19 protein-coding genes are annotated in these 25,025 nt (G+C 72.2%); 3 read left to right on the top strand and 16 right to left on the bottom strand.

The window, feature by feature from the left end:
- Positions 1-109 precede the first annotated feature (109 nt).
- From ilvN to AB0E07_RS29360, 4 genes are all read right to left on the bottom strand, one after another.
- Positions 110-634: an acetolactate synthase small subunit gene (gene ilvN / locus AB0E07_RS29345; protein ID WP_362258692.1), complete on the bottom strand. Its 525-nt coding sequence runs from the start codon at positions 632-634 to the stop codon at positions 110-112.
- A gap of 21 nt (positions 635-655) precedes the next feature.
- Positions 656-2,506, bottom strand: a complete 1,851-nt coding sequence (locus tag AB0E07_RS29350) for an acetolactate synthase large subunit (RefSeq protein ID WP_362258695.1) — start codon at positions 2,504-2,506, stop codon at positions 656-658.
- A gap of 341 nt (positions 2,507-2,847) precedes the next feature.
- Positions 2,848-5,928, bottom strand: a complete 3,081-nt coding sequence (locus AB0E07_RS29355; RefSeq protein WP_362258697.1) for an EAL domain-containing protein — start codon at positions 5,926-5,928, stop codon at positions 2,848-2,850.
- Between the two features lie 381 nt (positions 5,929-6,309).
- Positions 6,310-7,284: a 2-hydroxyacid dehydrogenase gene (locus tag AB0E07_RS29360; protein WP_362258700.1), complete on the bottom strand. Its 975-nt coding sequence runs from the start codon at positions 7,282-7,284 to the stop codon at positions 6,310-6,312.
- Positions 7,285-7,360: 76 nt separating this feature from the next.
- Between AB0E07_RS29360 and AB0E07_RS29365 the strand changes: the two genes are divergently transcribed.
- Together AB0E07_RS29365 and AB0E07_RS29370 are read left to right on the top strand one after the other, a co-directional pair.
- Positions 7,361-8,359, top strand: coding sequence for an aldo/keto reductase (locus AB0E07_RS29365; protein ID WP_362258703.1), 999 nt, complete (start codon positions 7,361-7,363; stop codon positions 8,357-8,359).
- A gap of 232 nt (positions 8,360-8,591) precedes the next feature.
- Entirely contained in the window at positions 8,592-9,794 is a 1,203-nt protein-coding gene (locus AB0E07_RS29370; RefSeq protein ID WP_362258706.1) for a PQQ-dependent sugar dehydrogenase, read from the top strand.
- 9 nt (positions 9,795-9,803) lie between these two features.
- Here AB0E07_RS29370 and AB0E07_RS29375 read toward each other — a convergent pair whose 3' ends face one another.
- The 7 genes from AB0E07_RS29375 to AB0E07_RS29405 all read right to left on the bottom strand — a co-directional run bounded on the left by AB0E07_RS29375 (position 9,804) and on the right by AB0E07_RS29405 (position 17,670).
- A complete protein-coding gene (locus AB0E07_RS29375) occupies positions 9,804-10,022 on the bottom strand; it encodes a DUF6191 domain-containing protein (RefSeq protein WP_362258709.1) in 219 nt (72 codons plus the stop codon).
- Between the two features lie 63 nt (positions 10,023-10,085).
- Positions 10,086-13,145, bottom strand: coding sequence for an AAA family ATPase (locus tag AB0E07_RS29380; RefSeq protein ID WP_362258712.1), 3,060 nt, complete (start codon positions 13,143-13,145; stop codon positions 10,086-10,088).
- A 77-nt stretch (positions 13,146-13,222) separates the two neighbouring features.
- Positions 13,223-13,408 carry a hypothetical protein gene (locus AB0E07_RS29385; protein WP_362258715.1) on the bottom strand — a complete coding sequence of 62 codons (186 nt, stop codon included), beginning with the start codon at positions 13,406-13,408 and terminating at the stop codon, positions 13,223-13,225.
- Between the two features lie 198 nt (positions 13,409-13,606).
- Positions 13,607-14,173, bottom strand: a complete 567-nt coding sequence (locus AB0E07_RS29390) for a hypothetical protein (protein ID WP_362258718.1) — start codon at positions 14,171-14,173, stop codon at positions 13,607-13,609.
- A 35-nt stretch (positions 14,174-14,208) separates the two neighbouring features.
- Positions 14,209-14,784, bottom strand: a complete 576-nt coding sequence (locus AB0E07_RS29395) for a GNAT family protein (protein ID WP_362258720.1) — start codon at positions 14,782-14,784, stop codon at positions 14,209-14,211.
- Complete coding sequence (locus tag AB0E07_RS29400) at positions 14,762-16,990, bottom strand: MMPL family transporter (protein ID WP_362258723.1); 2,229 nt, start codon at positions 16,988-16,990, stop codon at positions 14,762-14,764. Before AB0E07_RS29400 ends, AB0E07_RS29395 begins: the two co-directional genes overlap by 23 nt.
- Positions 16,991-17,181: 191 nt before the next feature.
- Positions 17,182-17,670 carry a hypothetical protein gene (locus AB0E07_RS29405; protein WP_362258726.1) on the bottom strand — a complete coding sequence of 163 codons (489 nt, stop codon included), beginning with the start codon at positions 17,668-17,670 and terminating at the stop codon, positions 17,182-17,184.
- A 188-nt stretch (positions 17,671-17,858) separates the two neighbouring features.
- Here AB0E07_RS29405 and AB0E07_RS29410 point away from each other — a divergent pair, with 188 nt between their 5' ends.
- Positions 17,859-18,671, top strand: coding sequence for a methyltransferase domain-containing protein (locus AB0E07_RS29410; RefSeq protein ID WP_362258729.1), 813 nt, complete (start codon positions 17,859-17,861; stop codon positions 18,669-18,671).
- A gap of 54 nt (positions 18,672-18,725) precedes the next feature.
- Here AB0E07_RS29410 and gatB read toward each other — a convergent pair whose 3' ends face one another.
- The 5 genes from gatB to AB0E07_RS29435 form a co-directional block, all read right to left on the bottom strand.
- Positions 18,726-20,240, bottom strand: coding sequence for an Asp-tRNA(Asn)/Glu-tRNA(Gln) amidotransferase subunit GatB (gatB, locus tag AB0E07_RS29415; RefSeq protein WP_362258732.1), 1,515 nt, complete (start codon positions 20,238-20,240; stop codon positions 18,726-18,728).
- Positions 20,241-20,255: 15 nt separating this feature from the next.
- The gene (locus AB0E07_RS29420) at positions 20,256-20,495 is read right to left on the bottom strand and encodes a hypothetical protein (RefSeq protein ID WP_362258735.1); all 240 of its coding nucleotides are present in this window, start codon (positions 20,493-20,495) and stop codon (positions 20,256-20,258) included.
- Positions 20,492-21,985 (bottom strand): Asp-tRNA(Asn)/Glu-tRNA(Gln) amidotransferase subunit GatA, encoded by a 1,494-nt coding sequence (gene gatA, locus AB0E07_RS29425; protein WP_362258738.1) that lies wholly within the window; start codon positions 21,983-21,985, stop codon positions 20,492-20,494. The genes AB0E07_RS29420 and gatA overlap by 4 nt, the downstream gene beginning before the upstream one ends.
- A gap of 5 nt (positions 21,986-21,990) precedes the next feature.
- On the bottom strand, positions 21,991-22,287 hold the full coding sequence (gene gatC, locus AB0E07_RS29430) for an Asp-tRNA(Asn)/Glu-tRNA(Gln) amidotransferase subunit GatC (protein WP_007384860.1): 297 nt from the start codon (positions 22,285-22,287) through the stop codon (positions 21,991-21,993).
- Between the two features lie 209 nt (positions 22,288-22,496).
- Positions 22,497-24,761: a bifunctional diguanylate cyclase/phosphodiesterase gene (locus AB0E07_RS29435; protein WP_362258743.1), complete on the bottom strand. Its 2,265-nt coding sequence runs from the start codon at positions 24,759-24,761 to the stop codon at positions 22,497-22,499.
- Positions 24,762-25,025: the final 264 nt, after the last annotated feature.

Genomic DNA, 25,025 nt, shown 5'->3' on the forward strand with positions numbered 1-25,025 from the left:
TCTCCTTGTGTGCAGGTGTTGCGTCCCACCGTATGACGGCGGGCGGAAGGGAAGTTCTGGGGTCTCGGTATGCGGGCGGCCGGTGTTTCGCGGCCGCCCGGATCCGTTGTTATGCCGACCGGTCGAGTGCGCGCAGCGACCGGTCCGTGATCGAACGCGCACCACGTCCGATCGCGATGGTGCCGGACTGGACGAGCTCCTTGATGCCGAAGGGCTCCAGCATCTTCAGCATCGCCTCCAGCTTGTCGCTGGACCCGGTCGCCTCGATGGTCACGGCCTCCGGGGAGACGTCGACGGTCTTGGCGCGGAACAGCTGGACGATCTCGACGATCTGGGAGCGCGTCTCGTTGTCGGCGCGCACCTTCACCAGAACGAGTTCGCGCTGAACGGCGCCGGCCGGCTCCAGCTCGACGATCTTGAGCACCTCGACGAGCTTGTTGAGCTGCTTGGTGACCTGCTCCAGGGGCAGCGCGTCGACACTCACGACGATCGTGATGCGGGAGATGTCGGCGTGCTCGGTGACACCCACGGCGAGCGAGTCGATGTTGAAGCCGCGGCGCGAGAACAGGGCGGCGATCCGGGCCAGGATGCCCGGCTTGTTCTCCACCAGGACGGAGAGCGTGTGCTTGGACATGATCTTTTACGTCTCTCTCGCTCAGTCGTCTTCGTTGTCGCCGAAGTCGGGGCGGACGTCCCGGGCGGCCAGGATCTCGTCGTTGGAGGTGCCGGCGGCGACCATCGGCCACACCATCGCGTCCTCGTGGACGATGAAGTCGACGACGACCGGACGGTCGTTGATCGAGTTCGCCTCCTCGATGACCTTGTCCAGGTCGGCCGGGTCCTCGCAGCGGATCGCGTAACAGCCCATGGCCTCCGACAGCTTGACGAAGTCGGGGACGCGGGTGCCGGCGCTGGGCTGCTTGCCGTCGGCCTCCGGGCCGCTGTGCAGCACGGTGTTGGAGTAGCGCTGGTTGTAGAAGAGGGTCTGCCACTGGCGGACCATGCCGAGGGCGCCGTTGTTGATGATGGCGACCTTGATCGGGATGTTGTTCAGGGCGCAGGTGGTCAGTTCCTGATTGGTCATCTGGAAGCAGCCGTCGCCGTCGATCGCCCAGACGGTCCGGTCCGGGGCTCCGGCCTTCGCGCCCATCGCGGCCGGGACCGCGTAGCCCATGGTTCCGGCGCCGCCGGAGTTGAGCCAGGTGGCGGGCTTCTCGTACTCGATGAAGTGCGCGGCCCACATCTGGTGCTGGCCGACGCCCGCCGCGAAGATCGTGCCCTCCGGGGCCAGTTGGCCGACGCGCTCGATGACCTGCTGCGGGGAGAGCGAGCCGTCCTCGGGCTGGTCGTAGCCGAGCGGGTAGGTGTCGCGCCAGCGGGAGAGGTCCTTCCACCAGGCCTCGTAGTCGCCGCGGTGACCCTCGCTGTGCTCCTTCTGCACGGCCTGGACCAGGTCGGCGATGACCTCGCGGGCGTCACCGACGATCGGCACGTCCGCGGCGCGGTTCTTGCCGATCTCCGCGGGGTCGATGTCGGCGTGCACGATCTTGGCGTACGGCGCGAAGCTGTCCAGCTTGCCGGTGACGCGGTCGTCGAAACGGGCGCCGAGGGCGACGATCAGGTCGGCCTTCTGGAGGCCGGTGACGGCGGCCACCGAGCCGTGCATCCCGGGCATGCCCAGGTGCTGGGGGTGGCTGTCGGGGAACGCGCCGAGCGCCATCAGGGTGGTGGTGACGGGCGCGCCGGTCAGCTCGGCCAGGACCTTCAGCTCGGCCGTGGCCTGCGCCTTGAGGACGCCGCCGCCGACGTAGAGGATCGGGCGCTTGGCCGCCGTGATCAGCTTCGCGGCCTCGCGGATCTGCTTGGCGTGCGGCTTGGTGACCGGGCGGTAGCCGGGCAGCTCCATCGTGGGCGGCCAGGAGAAGGTGGTCTGCGCCTGGAGGATGTCCTTGGGGATGTCCACCAGCACCGGGCCGGGGCGGCCGGTGGAGGCGATGTGGAACGCCTGCGCGATGATCCGCGGGATGTCCTCGGCCTTGGTCACCAGGAAGCTGTGCTTGGTGATCGGCATGGTGATGCCGACGATGTCCGCCTCCTGGAAGGCGTCGGTGCCGATCGCCTTGGAGACCACCTGGCCGGTGATCGCGACCAGCGGCACGGAGTCCATGTTGGCGTCCGCGATGGGCGTCACCAGGTTGGTGGCGCCGGGACCCGAGGTCGCCATGCAGACGCCGACCTTGCCGGTGGCCTGCGCGTAGCCGGTCGCGGCGTGGCCGGCGCCCTGCTCGTGCCGGACCAGGACGTGGCGCACCCGGGTGGAGTCCATCAGCGGGTCGTACGCCGGCAGGATCGTGCCGCCGGGGATACCGAATACCGTGTCGGCGCCGACCTCCTCGAGAGAGCGAATGAGGGACTGCGCTCCCGTGACGTGCTCGGGCGCGGACGGCTGTCCTCCGGAACGGGGCCGCGGCTGCGGATGATGGGCCCCGGTGGCCTGCTCGGTCATCGGCATTCTCTTCTCGATGCTGAGGGTTTTTGCGAAGTTTGTGCGGTGTACGACTGCTGCTCGGCAGGTGCCTGTGCAACAAAAAACCCCTCGTGCCGTAAGGCAAGCGAGGGGAGCGCGCCGGGAGTGGGTCGCTGAGCGTTCTGGGGCTCAGCGTCAGCCGACGCGCTTTCCAAGTACGAGAATTCGGGTGCGCATGGCACTGACCCTCCCCCCGGCACACACCGCGTGTCAAGGTGGTGGGACGGGAGTCTCAACATATGGGCGGCGACTGGGTCTGTCCCGGCGTGTCGTGGGCACCCCTCCGGTGTACACCTCCCCGGCCCCGAGCGCGATCGCGTTCACCTCCCGGGGGTCGCTGTCGGAGTGGAGGCCACGACCGCGCTGAACCCTTCGGGCCTGCGCGCGCCCGTGCCGTCGCCGTCGGTGGAGCGGGCCGGCGCCCACGCGCCCTCGGCCGCGACGCGCCCCTTGGGCTCGCCCGACAGGCCGGCGAACGCGGGCTCCACCGGCCCGTGCGGGACCGGATAATGGCCGGATCCGAGCGCTCTGCGCAGCCGGTACTCGTCCAGCGGACCGGAGAACGCCATGCCCTGACCGTGGGTGCAGCCCATCGCGCGCAGCGCCACCACCTGCTCGGGCAGGTCCACCCCGTCGGCCACCGACTGCAGGCCCAGGTCGGTGGCGATCCGCAGCAGACCGCTGGTGATCTTGTGCAGCCGCGCCGACTCCACGACGCCCTCGACCAGCCCTCGGTCCAGCTTGAGGATGTCGACCGGGAGTCTGCGCAGCGCCACGATGGCCGCGCTGCCGCTGCCGAAGCCGTCCAGCGCGATCCGGACCCCCATCCTGCGCAGGGCGGCCAGCCGGCGCTCCAGCTCCTCCAACGACACCCGTACGTCGGTGTCGGCCACCTCGATCACCAGCGAACCCGAGGGGAGCCCGTGCCGGGTGAGCAGGGCCTCGATCGAGTCCAGGGGCATCGAGCGGTCCAGCACCCGGCGCGCGCTCATCCGGACGCCCACCGGCATCGTCAGCCCCGTGGCGCAGCGCTCGGCGGCCTGTTCCACGGCCTCGTGGAGCATCCACCGGCTCAGCTCGGCGGTTCTGTCGCTGTCCTCGGCGACCCGGAGGAACTCGGCCGGCGTGAACAGCACCCCTTGCGAGGACCGCCAGCGCGCCTGCGCGGCGACGGAGGTGATCCGGCCGTCGTCCAGCCGCACCACGGGCTGGTGCAGCAGCGCGAACTCGCCGTCGTGCAGCGCCGCCCGCAGCCGTGTGACCAGCTCCGCCTTGCGTACGACGTCCTGCTGCATCTGCGGCTTGTACAGCTCGACCCGGCCCTTGCCCGCGCCCTTGGCCCGGTACATCGCGAGGTCGGCGTTGCGCAGCAGCTCACCCGCGCCGAGTCCGGGTTCGGCGAAGGAGACGCCGATGGAGGCGGCGACCCGGACATCGTTGCCGTCGATGACGTACGGCTGGGACAGGGTGACCCTGAGGCGGTCGGCGAGCTCCAGGATGTGCCGTTCGCGGGCGGCGCGGTCCCGGGTGCCGTCCCCGACGATCAGCGCGGCGAACTCGTCGCCGCCGAGTCTGGAAGCGGTGTCGCCGTGCCGCACCGCCTCCTGGAGCCGTCTGGCGGCCTGCACGAGGAGTTCGTCCCCGGCCTGGTGCCCGATCGTGTCGTTGACGGCCTTGAAGCCGTCGAGGTCGATGAAGAGGACCGCCGTGCCGCGCAGGGCGGCGCCGCGGTCCGAGGCGCGGCGTCCGGAGAGGGCCTGCTGGACCCGTTTGGTGAACAGGGCACGGTTGGGCAGGTCGGTGAGCGGGTCGTGCTCGGCGTTGTGCTGGAGCTGCGCCTGGAGGCGCACTCTTTCGGTCACGTCCCGGCTGTTGAAGATCAGGCCGCCGTGGTGGCGGTTGACGGTGGACTCGACGTTCAGCCAGCCTCCCCCACGCTCGGCCTCGCCCGGGCGGGAGGCGCCCCCACCGCCGGACCTGAACCGGCACTCGATGCGCGTGGTGGGTTCCTCCAGGGGGCTGGCGGCGAGGAAGCGGCGCACCTCGTGCACCACGCAGCCCAGGTCCTCCGGGTGGATGAGGTTGGCGAGTTCGGTTCCCACCAGCTCCTCGGCGGGGCGGCCGTAGACCCCGGCCGCGGCCGGGGAGACGTAGCGGAGGATGCCGTTCGGTGCGGCGATCATGATCACGTCGCTGGAGCCCTGCACCAGGGAGCGGAAGTGGTTCTCCTTCTGGGCCAGTTCCTGGGTCAGGGTGATGTTGTCGAGCAGCATGATGCCCTGGCGCATCACGAGGGCGAGCACGACGGTGCCGCCGGTGATGAGCACGACGCGGTCGACGCTGCGGCCGTTGAGGACGTTGTAGAGGATCCCCAACGTGCAGACGGCGGCGGCGAGATAGGGCGTGAGAGCGGCGAGCGAGCCGGCGATGGGGCGGGCCACCGGGTACCGGCTGTGATCACCTCCCGGCGCGGGCGGCTGCGGGTGGTCGCCGCCCCGCTCCCCCGGCAGGTGCTCGCGGACCACCCGCGAGTGCCGCTCGCCCTCGTACCGTTCGGCCTCGCGGGGCGTGGCCCAGGGGGCGTAGGCGAGCAGCAGCGAGCCCGCGAACCAGCCCGCGTCGAGGAGTTGGCCTGAGCGGTAGTCGTTGTGCATCAGCGGCGAGGTGAACAGGGCGTCGCACATCACGGTCAGCGCCAGGGCGCCGATCGCGGTGTTGATCGCCGTGCGGTTCACCGACGAGCGCCGGAAGTGCAGCGCGAGCACCATGCTGACCAGGGCGATGTCCAGCATCGGATAGGCCAGCGACAGCGCGGTGTGCGCCACGCTCGCCGTCTCCGACTCCGCCGCGGTCTGCGCGAGGGCGAGACTCCAGGAGAGGGTCAGCAGGGAGCCGCCGATCAGCCAGGCGTCCAGACCGAGACAGACCCAACCCGCCTTGGTCACCGGGCGTTTGGCGAGCACCAGCAGGCCCACGATGGCCGGCGGGGCGAAGCAGAGGAAGAAGCCGTCCGCGTAGCTCGGGCTGGGCACGGGTCGCCCGAGTACGACCTCGTACCACCCCCAGACCAGGTTGCCGAGGGCGGCCATCAGGGACGAGAGGGCGAACAGCAGCCAGGCGGGACGGAAGCGGATACGGCGGTCGCGGGCGTAGAGGAAGCAGGACACGGCGGCGGCGCCCGCCGCGACACTGAGCCCGAAGTCCCCCATGATCAGCGCGACTTGGTCCGAACCCCAGCCGAGCGCGGAACCGACGGCGTATCCCGCGCAGACCAGGGCCAGGACGAGTTGGGGCAGCACACCGGTCCCGCCGCCCGAGGCCGGGGGACCGGCCACTACGCCCGGTGCGGGCCGGGCCCGGAAGGCCCCGTTGAGGGTGGTCGTGGGAGGCGGCGAGCTCACCGGTCCCTCCCGGTCCGTGCCGCCCCGCGGTCCCGCGGGTCCCGGAGCGCCTGCCTCCGGCGACCGCCGGGCCGGCGCTGATGGCTCTGCCGGCCGCCCTGCTGTGTGTGGTGGCTCCGTCTGCGCGCGCTGGTGCGCCAGGGTCGTCGCCGGCGGCCCCGCCGCGTCGGATCGCTTGTCCATAGGCCGTGCATCGCCCGTCGCCCCCCTCACAGTCTGAAATGTCCATCCCCGGCGCCGAACGGTGCGCGGCGCAGCCCCTGTCGGGACGATACACCAGTCTCGTCACTCAGGGACATAGGTTCTCTACGCTCCGTGACGACCAGCGAGGATGCGGGTACGCAAAGCGTTCGAGTGGTCGCGGAGGGTACCCGAACCGGACTACGGGGCTGTCGCGTCGGTCGACGGGCCGCCGGGGCCACCCGTCGTAAGGATCACGTTGCGCAACGGCTCGCGGTTCACGAAACGGCTCAACTGGTCCCTCAGCAGACGCTTCGCGCGCGGCAGGAAGGCGGACGTGGGGCCGCCCACGTGCGGACTGACGAGGACGCCGGGCGCCTGCCACAACGGGTGCCCCGCGGGCAGCGGTTCGGGGTCGGTGACGTCCAGCGCCGCGGTGATGCGCCCCGTCTCCACCTCGGCCAGCAGGGCCTTGGTGTCCACGACACCGCCGCGGGCCACGTTGACCAGCAGGGCACCGTCCTTCATCCGGGCGAGGAAGTCGGCGTCGACCAGGTGCCGGGTGGCCTCGGTGAGGGGCGTGGACAGGACGACGACGTCCGCTTCCGGGAGCAGGGCGCGCAGTTCGGTGAGTGGATGCACCGGACCGCGCTCCGTGGTGCGCTCGGAGCGCGCGACGCGCGCCACCCGCGCGACCTCGAACGGCACGAGCCGGTCCTCGATGGCGGCGCCGATCGACCCGTACCCCACGATGAGCACGCTCTTGTCGGCCAGGGCGGGCCGGAATCCGCCCTGCCACTCCCCCTTGTCCTGGGCGCGCACGAAGTCCGGGATGCCGCGCAGCGAGGCGAGGATCAGGGCGAGTGTGAGTTCGGCGGTGCTCGCCTCGTGCACCCCGCGCGCGTTGCAGAGCGCGACGCCGGGACGCAGGTGCCGGAGGCCCGGCTCGATGTGGTCGGTGCCGGCGGAGAGCGTCTGGACGACCTCGACGGAGCTCATCCGGGGCAGCGGACGCTGCCCCACCTCGGGTGACTTCATGTAGGGGACGACGTAGAAGGCGCACCCGGCGGGGTCCGCGGGGAAGTCCTCGGCGCCGTCCCAGAAGAGGTAGTCGGGCCCCTCGGGAAGGCCCTCGATCTCGTCCGGGGGGATGGGAAGCCACACGTCAGGAGTCATGGTCAGGAGGCTATGTCAGGCCACCCGGACGGCAGAGGTTAGGTTGGGGTGGCGGAAGAGGGAGGGTTACGGCCAGGTGGAGCGCAGGACGATCGGCGCGGCGGCGCTCGCGGTGGGGGCTGTCGGACTCGGATGCATGCCGATGAGCTGGGCGTACAGCGGGTCGCGGCAGCGTGGGGACGAGTCGCTGAGGGCGGTGCACCGGGCGCTCGATCTGGGCTCGACGCTGCTGGACACGGCGGACATGTACGGGCCGTTCACCAACGAGCTGCTGCTGGGGCGGGTGTTGAAGGAGCGCCGGCCGGACGCCTTCGTGTCGACCAAGGTCGGACTCCTCGTCGGTGAGCAGCACATCGTGGCCAACGGCCGTCCCGGCTATGTGCGGCGGGCCTGCGACGCGTCGCTGCGGCGGCTCCAGACCGATGTGATCGACCTGTACCAGTTGCACCGCGCCGACCCCGAGGTCCCGGTCGAGGAGACGTGGGGCGCGATGGCGGAGCTCGTACAGGCCGGAAAGGTACGGGCGTTGGGCGTGTGCGCGGTGGGCGCGCGCGGCGGGCGGCGGTCCGGGGCGCGGCTGCACGACAGCACGCTGCGGCAGTTGCGGCGGATGCAGCAGGTCTTCCCGGTCAGCGCGGTCGAGGCGGAGCTGTCGGTGTGGTCCCCGGAGGCGCTGGAGGCGCTGCTCCCGTGGTGCGCGGCGCGCGGCATCGGGTTCCTGGCCGCGATGCCGCTCGGCAATGGCTTCCTCACCGGCACGCTGACCCCGGGCGAGGGCTTCGAGCGCGACGACCTGCGCGCCCGGCATCCCCGGTTCACGGCGGAGATGATGGCGGCCAACCAGCCGATCGTGGCCGGTCTGCGCCGGGTCGCCCGCCGCCACGGCGAGCGGGTCACCCCGGCCCAGGTGGCGCTGGCCTGGGTCCTGGCGCAGGGCCGGCACGTGGTCCCGGTGCCCGGGGCGAAGCGGGAACGGTGGGTCGCCGAGAACGCGGGGGCGGCGGGACTGCGGCTCACCCCGCCCGACCTGACCGAACTGGGCACACTGCCGGGGGCACGGGGGTCCTGGGACTGAGGGGGGACGGGGGGCTGCGCCGGATTCCTCGGGGGCGGTGTCGCCGCCGGGGTCTGGTGCCGGTCCCTTGGCAGGCGGCGGCGCTGGGCCGCCTTTACCGGCTCGCGGGGCCGCTTACCGGCTCGCGGGGCCGCCTATCGGCGCCGTCCTCGGCGGGCGGTGTCGGGGGGCTCGGTCGGTTGATCGTGGTTCGGGGGGCGGTGATCGGGAACCTGTGGGGCGCGGGCGGTGTATGACAGGTAGAAGTCGCCGCGTCGAAGGGACCAAGATCGTGCAACGTCGAGCTGTGACGGCCGTGTGGGCCGCTGCCGCGCTCCTGCTGACGGCCGGGTGCTCCTCCGACGGGGAAGGAGAGCCGTCCGGCGGCGGCGCCACCGCGTCGAGCGGCTCGTCCGCGGTGGCACCGCCCTCGTCCGGGGCGACCGAGGAGGCTCCGCCCGCGAAGGGCTCGGCCGAGGTCGTGCGGACGGTCGCCGAGGGCCTGAAGTCCCCGTGGGGGATCGCCCCGCTCCCCGACGGCGGCCTGCTGGTCTCCTCGCGCGACGAGGGCACCGTCACCCGCGTCGACACGGAGACCGGCGAGCAGACCGAGCTGGGCGAGGTGCCCGGGGTCTCCCCGGCCGGCGAGGGCGGTCTGATGGGCCTCGCGCTCTCCCCGGACTACGCCTCGGACCACATGGTCTACGCCTACTTCACCTCGGCCTCCGACAACCGCATCGTCCGCATGCTCTACGACACGGACAAGCCGGCCGGAGAGCAACTGGGCGCCCCCGACACGGTCTTCAGAGGCATCCCGAAGGGCTTCGTGCACAACGGCGGCCGGATCGCCTTCGGCCCGGACGGGATGCTGTACGCGGGGACGGGTGAGAGCGGCGAGGAAGGGCTGTCCCAGGACAAGGAGTCGCTGGGCGGCAAGATCCTCAGGATGACCCCGGAGGGCGAGCCCGCGCCGGGCAACCCGTTCCCCGACTCCCCCGTGTACTCCTACGGCCACCGCAATGTGCAGGGCCTGGCCTGGGATCGCGAACAACGGCTGTTCGCCGCCGAGTTCGGCCAGGACACCTGGGACGAACTGAACGCGATCAAGCCGGGTGACAACTACGGCTGGCCCGAGGTGGAGGGCGAGTCGGACGATCCGGCGTACCACAACCCGATAGCCCAGTGGGCGACGGACGACGCGTCGCCCAGCGGTATCGCCTTCGCCGAGGGCTCGGTGTGGATGGCGGGCCTGCGGGGAGAGCGGCTGTGGCGCATCCCGCTGAAGGGCACGGAGAGTTCGGCGGAGCCCCAGGCGTTCCTGGAGGGCGAGTACGGCCGACTGCGCACGGTGGTCGCGGCCGGCGGCGACAGACTGTGGCTGGTGACCAGCGAGACGGACGGCCGGGGCTCCCCGGCGGGCGGGGACGACAGGATCCTTGAGGTGAAGGTGAGGTAGGAACGCCGCTCAGTCGCCCGGCCCGGTCCCGGTCCCGTCGTCCTCCCCGGCCGTGCCCCGGTCCCCCGGCGCCGGCCTCCGGACGACGACCTTCCCGGAGGAGAGGTCTATCGGCCCTCGCCCGGGGTCGCCGTCCCCCACGTCCACGCGGGTCAGCTCCAGACGGTTCTGCTCGTCACGGGTGTGCTTGCGGCCCGGTGCGAACAGTTCCTCGAAGGCGTTGAACATCGCTGTCCCTCCTCAGTGCCCGGCCGGGTGCGCGCCCCGGTGCCGAGGTGCCCCCGCCGATACTCAACCGACTGGTGCCCTCTCGCCTTCCCCCTTCTCGAACAACCCTGTCCGGTGCGCGACCGCCGCGGCCTCTCCCCGTCCGGCGACGCCCAGCTTGGCGAGGATGTTGGAGACATGGACGCTCGCTGTCTTCGGGGAGATGAAGAGTTCCTCGGCGATCTGGCGGTTGGTGCGGCCGGCCGCGACCAGACGGAGGACGTCGTGCTCCCGGCTGGTCAGGCCCAGGTCGTCGGCCGAGGGGCGGCGGGCCTCGGGTACCAGGGACAGCCGGGCCCGCTGGGCCAGCGAGGCGGCTTCCTCGGCCAGGGGGCGGGCGCCCAGGTGGTCGGCGACCGCATACGTCAGGCGGAGCAGTTCGGCGGCCGAGGCGCGGTCCTCGTCGCCGCCCGTCGTGAGCAGGGCCTGGGCGAGACGGTGGCGGACCCGGGCGAGGTCGTAGGGGTGCTGGAGCTGTTCGAAGGCGGTGACGGCCGTCCACCACAGGTCCACAGCGACCCGGCCCTCGGCCCGCTCCAGTTCGGCGCGGACCCAGTGGTCGTGGGCGCGCCAGACGGGGACGTCGGTGGTGAGGGTCTTCATCGCCTCGCGGATGCCGGCCAGTGCCTCGGCGCGGCCTGCCTCGGCGGCGGGCAGGTCCCGGGCGTCGGCCTCGGCGGCCGCGGCGGTCAGCAGCAGGGGCCAGGCGTAGCGCTGGGTGCCGGGCTGGAAGCCGAACTCCAGGGTGCGGGTGAGTTCGGCGCGGGCGTCGAGGAGGCGGCCCTCCGCGGCGGCGAGGGCGATGGTGAGCCGGTCCAGGGGGAGGTTGTTCTGCGGCATGGGGTCGTGGTCGCCGTAGGAGGCGCGGCCCTCGGCCAGGTGGCGGGCCGCCTCGTCGGGCCGGCCGCGGTCCAGCGCGATCCGGGCCAGGCAGCGGGCGGCGCAGCCGCGCGGCTTGGCGACCTGCCCGGTCCGCCGCGCGCCGACCGCGGCTTCGACGGCCTCGTCCCAGCGGCCCAGGGAGGTCAGTGACTCGGCGAGGTTGGCCCACAGCCAGGCCTCGGAGTCGGTCAGGCCCCGGTCCCGGACGAGGCGCAGGCCCGCGCGCAGGACGTCCACCGCTTCGTCGGAGCGGCCGATCCCTTCGAGGACGGAGGCGAGGTTGATGTGGGCGCGGCCCAGCACGGACGGCAGCCCGAGCGGCACCACCTCCTCGCGGACGCCGTGCATCAGGGCGAGTCCGGTGTCGATGTCGCCCGCGTCGACCAGGAGCACTCCGAGGGTGAGCCGGGCGTTCAGCTCGATGTCGGTGGCGCCCACCATGCGGGCGTACTCGACGGCCCGCTCGGCCGCGGTCATCGCGTCGGGGCCCGGCGCCCGGACCATGGCCCAGGAGGCCACGGTGGCCAGCACCTCGGCGTGCACCTCGGAGGGCGGCAGTCCGCGGACCAGTTCCTGCGCGGTGGCGATCTCCTCCCAGCCGTCGCCGCGGGCCTGTGCCTGGACCAGCCGGGAGCGCTGGATCCAGAACCACGCGGTGCGCAGCGGGTCGCCCTCGGTCTCCAGCAGGTGCAGCGCCCGCTTGGTGATCTTCAGCGCGCGTTCCCGTTCGCCGCACAGCCGTCCGGCCACGGCGGCCTCGGCCATCAGGTCGAGATAGCGCAGGGGCGCGGTGGCGGGGTCGCAGCCGCAGGGGGGATAGACCTCGGTGTAGTCGACGGGCCGCAGGGTCGCCCGTACCTCGGCGGGCACGGCCTCCCACAGCTCCATCGCGCGTTCCAGGAGCCGCAGTTGTTCGGAGTAGGCGTGCCGGCGGCGGGCCGTGACGGAGGCGTCCAGGACGGCGGGCAGCGCCTTGGCGGGGTCGTGGGCGTGGTACCAGTAGCTGGCCAGCCGCATGACCCGTTCGTCGGCGGGGACGAGGCCCGGGTCGCTCTCCAGGGCCTCGGCGTAGCCGCGGTTGAGGCGGGAGCGCTCGCCGGGCAGCAGGTCGTCGCCGACGGCCTCGCGGACCAGGGAGTGGCGGAAGCGGTAGCCGTCGCCGTCCGCCGCGGGGGTGAGGATGCCGGCGTTGACGGCGGCCCGCAGTGCCTCGATGAGGTCGTCCTCGGCGAGCCGGGCGACGGCGGCCAGCAGCCGGTGCTCGACGGTGGAACCGCCCTCGGCGACGATCCTGGCGACCCGCTGGGCGGAGTCCGGGAGCGCCTCCACCCGGACCAGGAGCAGATCGCGCAGGGAGTCGGTGAGACCCGTGCGGCAGCCCTCGTGGGCGGCGACGGCGAGTTCCTCGACGAAGAAAGCGTTGCCGTCGGAGCGTTCGAAGATCTCGTCGACCCGGGCCGGGGTGGGTTCCGCGGCGAGGATGCCGGCGATCTGGCGGGCGACCTCGGCGCGGTTGAAGCGGTCGAGTTCGATGCGGCGGACCGTGCGGAGCCGGTCGAGTTCGGCGAGCAGGGGGCGCAGCGGGTGACGGCGGTGGATGTCGTCGGAGCGGTAGGTGGCGAGGACGACCAGGCGGCCGGAGCGCAGGGTGCGGACGAGGTAGGCGAGGAGATGGCGGGTGGAGGCGTCGGACCAGTGCAGGTCCTCCAGGGCGAGGACGACCGTGCGGTCGACGGTGACGCGCTCCAGCAGGCGGGCGGTGAGTTCGAACAGGCGGGCGGTGCCGTGCTCGTCGTAGCGGGCGGAGCCGGTCTCGCCGAGTTCGGGCAGCAGACGGGCCAGTTCCTCCTCCTGGCCCGCGGCGGCCGCCGCGAGTTCGGCGGGGAGGGCGCGGCGCAGGGCGCGCAGGGCGGTGGAGAAGGGGGCGAAGGGCAGTCCGTCGGCTCCGATCTCGATACAGCCGCCGAGGGCGACCACGGCTCCGGCGGCGGTCGCCCGGCGGGCGAACTCCTCGACGAGGCGGGTCTTTCCGACGCCGGCCTCGCCACCGATGAGGAATGCCTGTGGCTCGCCCGCGGTGCCGGTGGCCTGGGGGGTGCCCCCAGTGGCAGCGCGGGCGAGCGCGTCGTTCAGGGTCTGCAACTCGGCGGTGCGGCCGACGAACACCGGGCTGACGGACTGGCTCTCCACGGGCCAGAGCATCGCACGCGGTCCGGTCGGCGGGGCACCGGTTTTCGGGAGTGCGGCGGGGAGGTTCGCCCGCCGCACTCCCCTGGTGCTCACGCGGTGCGGGCGGAGCGGAGCCGGCCGCGGCGGGAGGTATGCACCTCGCCCTCGGCGGCCCGTCGCGCGGCTTCCCGGCGGGCGGCGCGGCGGCCGCGGAGGGCCTCGCGGGCCTGCCGCTCGTTCTGTGCCTCGCGGATCAGTTCGGCGGAACGGACGTGGTGGAGCTCGTACTCGAACATGGTGTCCCCTGCGGAGAGTCGGTGGTGTGGTCCTCGCTCGCTGCGATGACTCAACTCTCTGCTCCCAGGGGGGTCCGTCACATCGGGAGAGTTCCGCATCTTGGGCGGCTCGTGGGGCCTTAGACGCGGCTGAGGGGCCCCGGTTGCGTCCGTAAGGTGCTTACGGACGCACTAGGACCCCTCGGGACCTGCGGTGATTCAGACGGAGGGCAGGCTGAGCAGGACGTCGGTGTACTTGAGGACCGCGAGGAGCAGTCCGACGACGCCGAGCGCGACGCCCGCCCAGGAGACGGACTTGATCCAGGCGGGCTGCGGCTTGCCCGGGGCGCCGAAGGCCGGCCGGGCCAGGACCACGACGCCGACGATCAGCGCGACCAGGGCGAAGATCCCGCCCCACAGCGCGGTGGCCTGCCAGGCGTCGCCGTAGACGGCCTCCAGCTGGGTGGCGACGGTCGCGTTCGACGCGGCCTGCATCTCCAGCTGACCGTTGATCTCCTCGCGGGCGGAGGCCACCGTGCCGACCCAGCTGCCGGTCAGCGAGACCAGGCCGAGGGCGGCGGCGACGACCGCCGCGGCGCCCTGGCCGACGAAGGAGGTGCCCTCCTTCTCGGCCGGCACCTCGCCGAGGCCGTCGAGTTCGTCGAGTTCGTCGCTGCCGTCGTGGAGGACCTCGGCTTCGGTCTCCTCGACGTTCTGGGGTTCGGTGGCCTCGACGGCCTCCGGCTTCTGGGCGGTCTTCGTCTCGTCCACTGTCTTCGTTCCCATGTCTCGCACCGTACGGACGCTGTCTGAGAGGTTTCTTAATGATCGTTGTGAGCGGTACGCGCGCGTGCGGCGTGCCACTCGGGGGCGAGGATCGCCCAGATCTCGGTGTCGTGGCGGACCCCGCGGTGCGGCCAGTTCTCGCGCAGCACGCCCTCGCGGGTCATGCCGAGCCGCCGGGCCACGTTGAGGCTGGCTTCGTTGGCCGAGGCCGCGTGCCATTCCACGCGGTGCATGCCCCGGGGCCCGAAGGCGAAGTCCAGGAGCACCCGCATCGCTCGGGTGACGAGTCCGCGTCCGGTGCCGGCCGGTTCCAGCCAGCAGCCGACCTCGCAGTTGAGAGCGTCGGCGTCGACGTTCAGGAAGAGCACCCCGCCGACGAGCTTCCCGTCCAGCCACAGGCCGTGCAGGGAGCCGGTGTCGGCGGCGCGCATGTCGGCGTAGCGCTGGAGGACCTCGCGGGCGCCGGCGGTGTCCTGGGCCTTGGAGGCGAAGGGCACGTACCGGTTGATGAAGTCCCGGCCGCGTTCGAGGTGCGCGAGGAACTCCTCGGCGTGCCAGGGCTCCAGCGGCCTCAATTCGGCGCCGTCGTCACCCAGCGATATCGCGTACATCGTCCCGCCGCTCCTGTTCGAACTCCTCCACGACGTCGGCCAGCCTCTCATGACCGGCGCGGACTTCGGGCGCCTCGATGCTGATACGCGGAAGGCGGGCCTCCAGCCAGCGCGGCAGCCACCAGTTGGCGCCGCCGAGCAGGTGCATCAGGGCGGGGACGAGCAGGGTGCGCAGGACGAAGGCGTCCAGGGCCACGGCGGCGGCGAGCGCGATGCCGAACATGGCGATGACCCGGTCGCCGCTGAGCACGAAGGCGAGGAACACCGAGATCATGATGACGGCGGCCGAGTTGATCACCCGGCTCGTCTCGGCGAGGCCGACCCGTACCGCCCGCCGGTTGTCACCGGTCTCCAGCCACTCCTCGTACATCCGGCTGACCAGGAAGACCTGGTAGTCCATGGAGAGCCCGAAGAGGACCGACACCATGATCACGGGGAGGAAGGGTTCGATCGGCCCGGCCCGGCCGAGGCCCAGCAGTTCGCTGCCCCAGCCCCACTGGAAGACGGCGACGACGATCCCGAAGGACGCGGCGACGGCGGCGATGTTCATCACCGCGGCCTTCAGCGGGATGCCGATGGACCGGAAGGCGAGCAGGAGCAGCAGACAGCCGAGGCCGACGACGGCGCCCACGAACAGGGGCAGCTTGCCGACGATGACGTCGGCGAAGTCGTCGTAGCCGGCGGTCACGCCGCCGACCTGCACATCGAGCGAGGTGCCGGTCTCGGCGCGGGGCAGCACCTCGGTGCGCAGCCGCTCGACGAGGTCGCTGGTGCGGTCGGACTGCGGGGAGGAGTCGGGGACGAGGGTGAGGTAGGCGGTGTCGCCGGCCGTGTTGAAGGTGACCGGGGTCACCGAGGCGACGCCCTCGGTGGCGCGGAGGGTGGCGTCGAGGTTGTCCAGGGCGAGCTTGTCGTCGCCGCCGTCGACGGGTGTGACGAGGGTGAGCGGGCCGTTGACGCCGGAGCCGAAGCCGTCGGCGAGGAGGTCGTAGGCCTGCCGGGTGGTGCTGGACTGCGGGTTGTTCCCCTGGTCGGAGGTGCCGAGCCGGAGGGAGAGCGTGGGCAGGGCGAGGATCGTGATGACGACCAGGGCGAGGGCGCCGAGCAGCTTGGGGTGGCGCTCCACGAACGCGGACCAGCGGGCGGCGAGACCGGTCGGCAGCTCCGGCTGCGGCCCGTGCTCGGCCAGCCTGCGCCGCTCGCGGCGGCTGAGGGCGCCCATACCGATGAAGGACAGCAGGGCGGGCAGCAGGGTGACGGAGGCGGCGACGGTGAGCACCACGGTCAGCGAGGCCGCTATGGCGACGCCGTTGAGGAAGTTCAGCCGCAGGATCAGCATGCCCAGCAGGGCGATGCAAACGGTGGCACCCGCGAACACGACCGCGCGTCCGGTGGTCGCGACGGCGTTGGTGATCGACTCCGCGACGGGCAGGCCGCGCTTCAGGCCGCGCCGGTGCCGGGTGACGATGAACAGCGCGTAGTCGATGCCGACGCCGAGCCCGATCAGCATGCCGAGCATGGGCGCGAAGTCGGCGACGGTCATGAAGTGGCCGAGCAGCACGGTCCCGGCGTAGGCGGTGCCGACGCTGACCAGGGCGGTCGCGATGGGCAGCAGGGAGGCGGCGAGCGAACCGAAGGCGAGGAAGAGCACGACCGCGGCGACGGCCACGCCGACCACCTCGGCGAGATGCCCGCCGGAGGACTCGGTGAGCCCGAAGGCGGTGCCGCCCAGCTCGACCCGGAGCCCGTCGGTCTCGGCGTCCTTCGCGGTGTCCACGACGGCCTGCGCCTCGGCGCGGTCGATGTCCTCGGCCCGGTCCTCGAAGGTGATGGTGGCGTAGGCGGTGTGTCCGTCCGCGCTGATCAGGGCCGTGTCCTGGCCGTCGTAGGGGCCGGTCACGGAGGCCACGCCGGGCAGTTCGGCGATCTCGTCCAGGGTCCGCGTCATCGTCTGCTGGACGTCCGCGGCGCGGACGGTGCCGGAGTCGGTGTGCCAGACGACGGTGTCGCTGTCGCCGCCGAGGTCGGGGAAACCGTCCCGGAGGAGTTCGGTGGCGCGGCCCGACTCGGTGCCGGCGACCTCGTAGTCGTTGGAGTAGGCGGCGCCCGTGGCGAAGGCCGCGGCGCTCACCCCGCCGAGAGCGAGGAGCCACAGCAGGACGGCGACGAGGCGGCGCTGGACACACCAGCGTGCGAGGGCTGCCACGAACCTTGCTCCCAGGGGTGATGTGTGGATCTTTGACCGGGATCAGTGGTCCAGTAGTGGAACAGCCCGCAAAGAACGCATGAGCAATGCAAAGCCACTGTTACAGGCGAAAGTGATCGATTGCGGCGTTCGTGGGCTTATTCACAGGAGTGGGAGGCAGATCACAGGACAGTAACGGTCGTGCTGTCAGGTCAGTCGAACTGGTCTCCGAGGGCCATCACGGTCACCCCGGTGATCAGCAGCCACAGCGCCCGCCGGGTACGGCCCCGGGAGCCCAGGAGGGCCGCGAGCACGCAGACGGCGCCGCCGAGGGCGTAGGCGGCCGGCACGAGCGCCGGGGCGGAGCCGGTGACGCGGAGCGCCGCGGCGGAGAGCCCGGCCAGGGCCAGCGCGCCGGTGGCCACCGCCGCCCGGCGGGCCCGCCGGGCGTCGTCGTACGGATCGTCCGGGTCATCTGACTCATCCGGCTCATTCGGCACGTCCAGCCCATCCGCCTCGGCCGGCTCCTCCGGCTCGGCCGGCTCCTCCGCCTCGGCCGGCTCCTCCGGCTCGGCCGGCTCATCCAGCCCTTCCGGCTCGTCCGGCTCGTCCGGCTCGTCCCCTTCATCCGCCTCGCCCGGTTCCACGAGAGGCACCTCTTCCAGGTCCGCGGTGTGCTCGGAGTCGGGGCGTCCACTCATGGCGGGCGAGCGTAGCGGGTCACCCTGAGAAACCCGCTGCGGAGCCGGGTGCCGGGTTGCTGGCGTCCCGGCGTCGCCCGTTCCCGCGGCAGCCCGCCGCCGGCCGAAGCAGGTGCATTGTTTGAGCGTCCGGCCGAGCTCCTCCGTATCCCCTTCCGCTTCCCCGGACTCAAGGAGCCCGTTCACCGATGCCAGACATCACCCCGCCGACGGCGAGGCCCTCGGAGGATGACCTCACCGAGCGGCTGACGCTCGCCCGCTACCCCCGCAGCAACCACTACGACGTCCGCTGGGTCGTCGAGAACCAGATGGGCCCCAACGCCCTGTGGCTGCTGGAATGGCTCGCGCCCGCGCTCGGCCTGGACGCGCTGCGCCCCTGCGCCCGCGTCCTGGACCTGGGCTGCGGCCGGGCCATGACCTCCGTCTTCCTGGCCCGGGAGTACGACGCCCAGGTCACCGCGGCCGACCTCTGGGTCGCGCCCGACGACAACGCCCGGCGGATCGCCGAGGCCGGCTTCGCCGACCGGGTGCTGCCGGTGCACGCCGAGGCCCATGACCTGCCGTTCGCCGAGGCGGGCTTCGACGCGATCGTGAGCATCGACGCCTACCAGTACTTCGGCACCGACGACCTCTACCTGCCCACGCTGACCCGGCTGCTGAAGCCGGGCGGCCGGATCGGGGTGGTGGTGCCGGCGGTGAAGGAGGAACCGGCGGGCGACGAACCGCCGGAGCACCTCAGGAAGTGGTGGGAGCCCGACTGGTGGTGCTTCCACTCCGCCGACTGGTGGCGGCGCCACTGGACCCGCAGCGGGGCCGTCGAGGTCGAGACGGCGGACTGGCAGCCGGACGGCTGGCGGGACTGGCTGCTGTGGTGCGAGGTGATCGCCGCGGAGAGCCCGGACCAGTGGCACCGTGAGGCGGCCGCCCGGGTCGCCGAGGCGCTCCGGGCCGACGAGGGCCGCACCCTGGGCTTCGTACGGCTCGTGGGCCGCCGCGCCTGACACCGCGGCCCCGGAGGACGGGTCCTCCGGGGCCGCGGCGCGCGTGCCGGGGGCTCAGCCCTCGCTGACGCCCAGCTTCTCCAGGATCAGCTCCTTGACGCGGGCGGCGTCGGCCTGACCGCGGGTGGCCTTCATGACCGCGCCGACCAGGGCGCCGGCCGCGGCCACCTTGCCGCCGCGGATCTTGTCCGCGACGCCCGGGTTGCCGGCGATGGCCTCGTCGACGGCCGTGCCGAGCGCGGAGTCGTCGGAGACGACCTTCAGACCGCGCTTGTCGACGACCTCGTCCGGGGTGCCCTCGCCCGCGAGGACGCCCTCGATGACCTGACGGGCCAGCTTGTCGTTCAGGTCGCCCTTGGTGACCAGCTCGGTGACCCGCGCGACCTGCGTCGGCGTGATCGCCAGCTCGTCGAGCGAGGTGCCCGACTCGTTGGCGCTGCGCGCCAGTTCACCCATCCACCACTTGCGGGCGGAGGCCGCGTCGGCGCCGGCGTCGATCGTGGCGACGATCGAGTCCAGCGCGCCGGCGTTCAGGATCGCCTGCATCTCGGTGGTGGAGATGCCCCACTCGGCCAGCAGCCGGGTGCGGCGGGCCAGCGGCAGCTCGGGGAGCGCCGCGCGGATCTCCTCGACCCACTCGCGGGAGGGCGCCACCGGGACGAGGTCGGGCTCCGGGAAGTACCGGTAGTCCTCGGCCTCCTCCTTCACGCGGCCCGAGGTCGTGGACCCCGTGTCCTCGTGGAAGTGGCGGGTCTCCTGGATGATCGTGCCGCCGGAGGACAGCACGGCCGCGTGCCGCTGGATCTCGAAGCGGGCCGCGCGCTCCACGGACCGCAGCGAGTTGACGTTCTTCGTCTCCGAGCGGGTGCCGAACTTGTCGGTGCCGTTCGGGCGCAGCGACAGGTTCACGTCGCAGCGCATCTGGCCCATCTCCATGCGGGCCTCGGAGACGCCGAGCGCCTTGATGAGCTCGCGCAGCTCGCGGACGTACGCCTTCGCGACCTCCGGAGCGCGCTCGCCCGCACCCTCGATCGGCTTGGTGACGATCTCGATCAGCGGGATGCCGGCGCGGTTGTAGTCGAGCAGGGAGTGGGACGCGCCGTGGATACGGCCGGTGGCGCCGCCGACGTGCGTCGACTTGCCGGTGTCCTCCTCCATGTGGGCGCGCTCGATCTCCACCCGGAAGGTTTCGCCGTCCTCCAACTGCACGTCGAGGTAGCCGTTGAAGGCGATCGGCTCGTCGTACTGGGAGGTCTGGAAGTTCTTCGGCATGTCCGGATAGAAGTAGTTCTTCCGGGCGAAGCGGCACCATTCGGCGATCTCGCAGTTGAGCGCGAGGCCGATCTTGATGGCGGACTCGACACCGGTCGCGTTGACGACCGGCAGCGCGCCGGGCAGGCCGAGGCAGACCGGGCAGGTCTGGGTGTTGGCGTCCTGGCCGAGCGCGGTCGAACAACCGCAGAACATCTTGGTCTTGGTGCCGAGTTCGACATGGACCTCAAGGCCCATGACGGGGTCGTACGACGCCAGCGCGTCCTCGTACGACACCAGGTCGGTCGTGGTGGTCACGGTGAAACTTCCCTCTCAGCCCAGCAGGACGTCGTCGTCGCCCAGCCGCTTCAGCTCGCGGTACAGGATGGCCAGGCCGGTGACGACGGCGACCGCGGAGACGGTGGCGTCGATCAGCCGGAGCGTGTCCTGGTCGGCACGGGCCTTCTTGATCTGCTTGGCGACACCGATCGCGCCGAACGCGGTGGTGGCCATCGACAGGTAGGTACCGGACTTGGACCTCTTGAAGTCCTTGGCCTTGGACAGCTTGCTCACAGCGACGGAGCCTCCTCGAGAAGCGGGTGCCCCCACCTTTCCACGAAGGCGGCCTCGACGGCGGCGCCCACCTTGTACAGGCGCTCGTCCTTCATCGCGGGGGCGATGATCTGGAGGCCGACCGGGAGGTTGTCCTCCGGCGCCAGACCGCACGGCAGCGACATGGCCGCGTTGCCCGCGAGGTTGGTCGGGATGGTGCACAGGTCGGCGAGGTACATCGCCATCGGGTCGTCGGCGCGCTCACCGATCGCGAAGGCGGTGGTCGGGGTGGTCGGCGAGACGATCACGTCGACCTGCTCGAACGCCTTCTCGAAGTCCCGCGTGATGAGGGTGCGGACCTTCTGGGCGCTGCCGTAGTACGCGTCGTAGTAGCCGCTCGACAGGGCGTACGTGCCGAGGATGACGCGGCGCTTGACCTCGGGGCCGAAACCCGCCTCACGGGTGAGGGAGGTGACCTCCTCGGCCGAGCGGCTGCCGTCGTCGCCGGCCCGCAGGCCGTAGCGCAGGCCGTCGAAGCGGGCGAGGTTGGAGGAGCACTCGGACGGCGCGATCAGGTAGTACGCCGACAGCGCGAGGTCGAAGGACGGGCAGTCCAGCTCGACGATCTCGGCGCCCAGCTCCTTCAGCAGCGCGACCGACTCGTCGAAGCGCTGGATGACGCCGGCCTGGTAGCCCTCGCCGCGGAACTGCTTGACCACGCCGACACGCATGCCCGCGACGCTGCCGTTGCGGGCGGCCTCGACGACCGGCGGGACCGGGGCGTCGATGGAGGTGGAGTCCAGCGGGTCGTGCCCGGCGATGACCTCGTGCAGCAGGGCCGCGTCCAGGACCGTACGGGCGCAGGGGCCGCCCTGGTCGAGGGAGGAGGAGAAGGCGACCATGCCGTACCGGGAGACCGCGCCATAGGTCGGCTTGACGCCGACCGTGCCGGTGACGGCGGCCGGCTGGCGGATCGAGCCGCCGGTGTCGGTGCCGATGGCGAGGGGCGCCTGGAAGGAGGCGAGGGCCGCGGAGGAACCGCCGCCGGAGCCGCCGGGGATCTTCGTCAGGTCCCAGGGGTTGCCGGTCGGCCCGTAGGCGCTGTTCTCCGTCGACGACCCCATGGCGAACTCGTCCATGTTGGTCTTGCCGAGGATGACGACATCGGCGGCCTTCAGACGCTTGGTGAGCGTGGCGTCGTACGGCGGGATCCAGCCTTCGAGGATCTTGGAGCCGACGGTCGTCGGAATGCCCTCGGTGGTGAAGATGTCCTTCAGCGCGAGCGGCACACCGGCGAGCGGGCCGAGCTTCTCGCCGGCCTCCCGCTTGGCGTCCACGGCGCGGGCCTGCGCCAGCGCGCCCTCGCGGTCGACGTGCAGGAAGGCGTGCACCTTCTCGTCGACGGCCTCGATCCGGGCCAGGTGGGCCTCGGTGACCTGGACGGCCGTCAGCTCGCCGGAGGCGATCCTCGCGGCGGTCTCGGCGGCCGTGAGCCTAATGATGTCCGTCATGGTGATTAGTCCTCCCCCAGGATCTGCGGCACCTTGAAACGCTGCTGCTCCTGGGCCGGGGCGCCGGAGAGCGCCTGCTCGGGGGTGAGCGACGGACGGACCTCGTCCGCCCGCATGACGTTCGTCAGCGGGAGCGGGTGCGAGGTCGGCGGTACGTCTTGGTCGGCGACCTCGCTGACGCGGGCGACCGCGCCGATGATGTCGTCCAGCTGTCCCGCGAAGTGTTCGAGCTCTTCGGGCTTCAGCTCCAGACGCGCCAGCCGGGCGAGGTGGGCGACCTCCTCGCGCGTGATGCCAGGCATGCAGCGATCCTCTGGGGTGAGTGTGTGTGGTTTGAGCCCAATCCTATGGGGCGCCAACCCATGCCCGTGAAACGGTTTCCCCTCACCCCCCGCCGAGGCGTGCCGCCGAACAAGGACGGCAAGATCCCAACACCGGGCAGGTCCACCCACCCAGGGGCGCGGGGAACTGCGCGACCAGCCCCCACGGCGCCGCAGCCGAACCCGTACCGTCAGCCGATCAGCCCAGGATCGTCCGCTGAGGCGGCGGGCAGCGCCGCGGCCGGCCGCTGCCACCCCCGCGACCCGCGCGCCAGCAGCCACGCCGTGGTCTCCTCCGGCGGCATCGCCGCCGCGACCAGCCAGCCCTGTACGGCGTCACAGCCCAGGTCCCGCAGCCGCTCCCACGTCTCGTCGTCCTCGACGCCCTCGGCGACGACCAGCAGCCCGAGGGAGTGCGCGAGGTCGACCGTGCAGCGCACGATCTCCGCGTCCTCGGTGTCGACGGCGAGCCGGGCCACGAACGAGCGGTCGATCTTCAGCTCGCTGACCGGCAGCCGGCGCAGATGGACGAGGGAGGAGTAGCCGGTGCCGAAGTCGTCCAGGGACATCTTCACGCCGTGCCCGGTCAGGCCCGCGAGCGTGTCGGCGGCGCGCTGCGGGTCCTCCAGCAGGACGTGCTCGGTGATCTCCAGCTGGAGCGCGCCCGCCGGGACCCCGTGCCGGGCGAGCCTCGCCGCGACGGATCCGGCGAAGCCCGGGGTGTGGACGTCCCGCGGGGAGACGTTGACGGCGACCGGGACCCGCAGGCCCTGCGCCCGCCACTTGGCCACCTGGGCCAGCGCGGTGTCCAGGACGTACTCGGTGAGATGGGGCATCAGCCCCGAGGACTCGGCGATCGCTATGAACTCGTCCGGCGGCACCTTGCCCCGCTCCGGGTGCACCCAGCGGACCAGTGCCTCCAGGCCCGCGACCTGGCCGTCGAAGCGGACCTTGGGCTGGTAGTGCAGCTGCACCTCGTGGGCGTCCAGGGCCCGGCGCAGATCGCCGAGGAGACCGAGCCGGTCGGGGGTGTTGGAGTCCCGCTTGGACTCGTAGACCTCCACGCCGGTGCGGTCCCGCTTCGCCTGGTACATCGCCACGTCGGCGCGGCGCAGCAGGCCCTCCGCGTCCACCGCGTGGTCGGGGAAGACGGCGACACCGGCGCTGGCCTCCAGGACCAGGGTGAGGCCGTCGAGGTCGAGCGGGGAGCTGAGGTCGGCGACCAGGCTGCGGGCGATCCGGGTGGCGGACGTCGTGGAGTCGGCGACCGGCAGTAACACGGCGAACTCGTCACCGCCCAGCCGGGCGGCCTCGGCCCCGCGCGGCAGCGCCAGCCGCAGCCGGTCGGCGATCTGGAGCAGCAGCCGGTCCCCGGCGAGGTGGCCCAGGGTGTCGTTGACCGAGCGGAAGCGGTCCAGGTCGATCAGCATCAGCGCGGACCGGGCCTCGATCCGCTCGGCGTCGTCGAGCGCGGTCCAGATACGTTCCAGCAGCCACTGCCGGTTGGGCAGTCCGGTCAGGGGATCGCGCAGTTGCTCCTCGGCGCGGGCCCTCGCGATCCACAGGGTGGAGTCGAGGGCGATCAGCGGGACGGAGAACAGCGGCAGCAGCACCGGCTCGGAGACGGCGACCACGCAGACCAGCGGGGCGATGCCGAGCAGGGCGACCGCGACCAGGCCCTGTCTGACCAGGGCGGTGCGGGCCACGGTGGGCAGGCCCTTGGCGCGCGGGGCGTGCAGGTACCAGAGCAGGACGCGGCTGACGAGGAGGTACGCGGCGGCTGCCAGCACCACCTCGGGAACGGTGTAGAAGGTCCAGGTCTCCGGGCTCCACGGGTCCTCGACGGACGGCACCCGGCCGAACGCGGCGAGCACCAGCGCCCCGGCCGCGATGCCGAGGATGTCCACCGAGCCGTGCAGGGCGCCCTGCCGCCAGCGGTGACGCCTGGCCACGCCGACCAGGACGACGACGGTGAGGCTGACCATTCCGGCCGGCACCCAGCCGTAGAGCAGCAGGACGGCGAGGGTGAGGGCGGCGCCCGATCCGGTGCCGCCCCACCAGCGGGCCCGGCCGAGGGCGACGAGGTGGCCGACGATGATCCCGGTGAGCACGGCCAGCGCCCAGCCGACGGTGCCGGACGGGAAGAGGGCGTGGCCGCCGGTGAAGGCGCGGTAGAAGCCGGCGCCGAGCACGAAGCCCGCCGCCGCGACGACGGCCGCGGGCAGGGCGGGCCAGGACAGGTGCCGTTCGGACTCGTGCTCCGGCAGGCCGGGCGTCCGCTCTGCGGTGAGCTGGGCGGGGGCGCCGAGGCCGTTCGCGGCGGTGAGCTGCCCCAGGGCGCGCCCGGCGCCGGGGCGCCCGCCGGCCCGCCCGGGTCGACGGCTCGCCCACCAGGCGCCGGTGACCCGGCGCAGGCGCAGCCGTGAGTCCGGAGCGGCGCTCTCGGTCGGTTCCATTCCCGTCCCTCTCACAGCCGGCGGTGCCCACGCCACGCGGCCCGGTGCCCGACAGTCCCCGGTCGCCGCCGCGTTGGAAAACCCTTCCCCCGGCCCACCAAGAGCAAGGGAATGCCCCGGCCGCAGCTGGGCACGGCAGGCGCATATCTCAACAGTAGGCCGCGGAAGCCTTCCACGGGCAGCGGTCGTCGACGGTTGCCCGTTTACGCCCTGGCCACCCGTATGCATCTGATATGCGCCGATCGGGTGGCCTTCAACCGCTGC

Origin of the sequence: Streptomyces sp. NPDC048002, from assembly GCF_040653275.1 — a bacterium.
Lineage (GTDB): Bacteria > Actinomycetota > Actinomycetes > Streptomycetales > Streptomycetaceae > Streptomyces.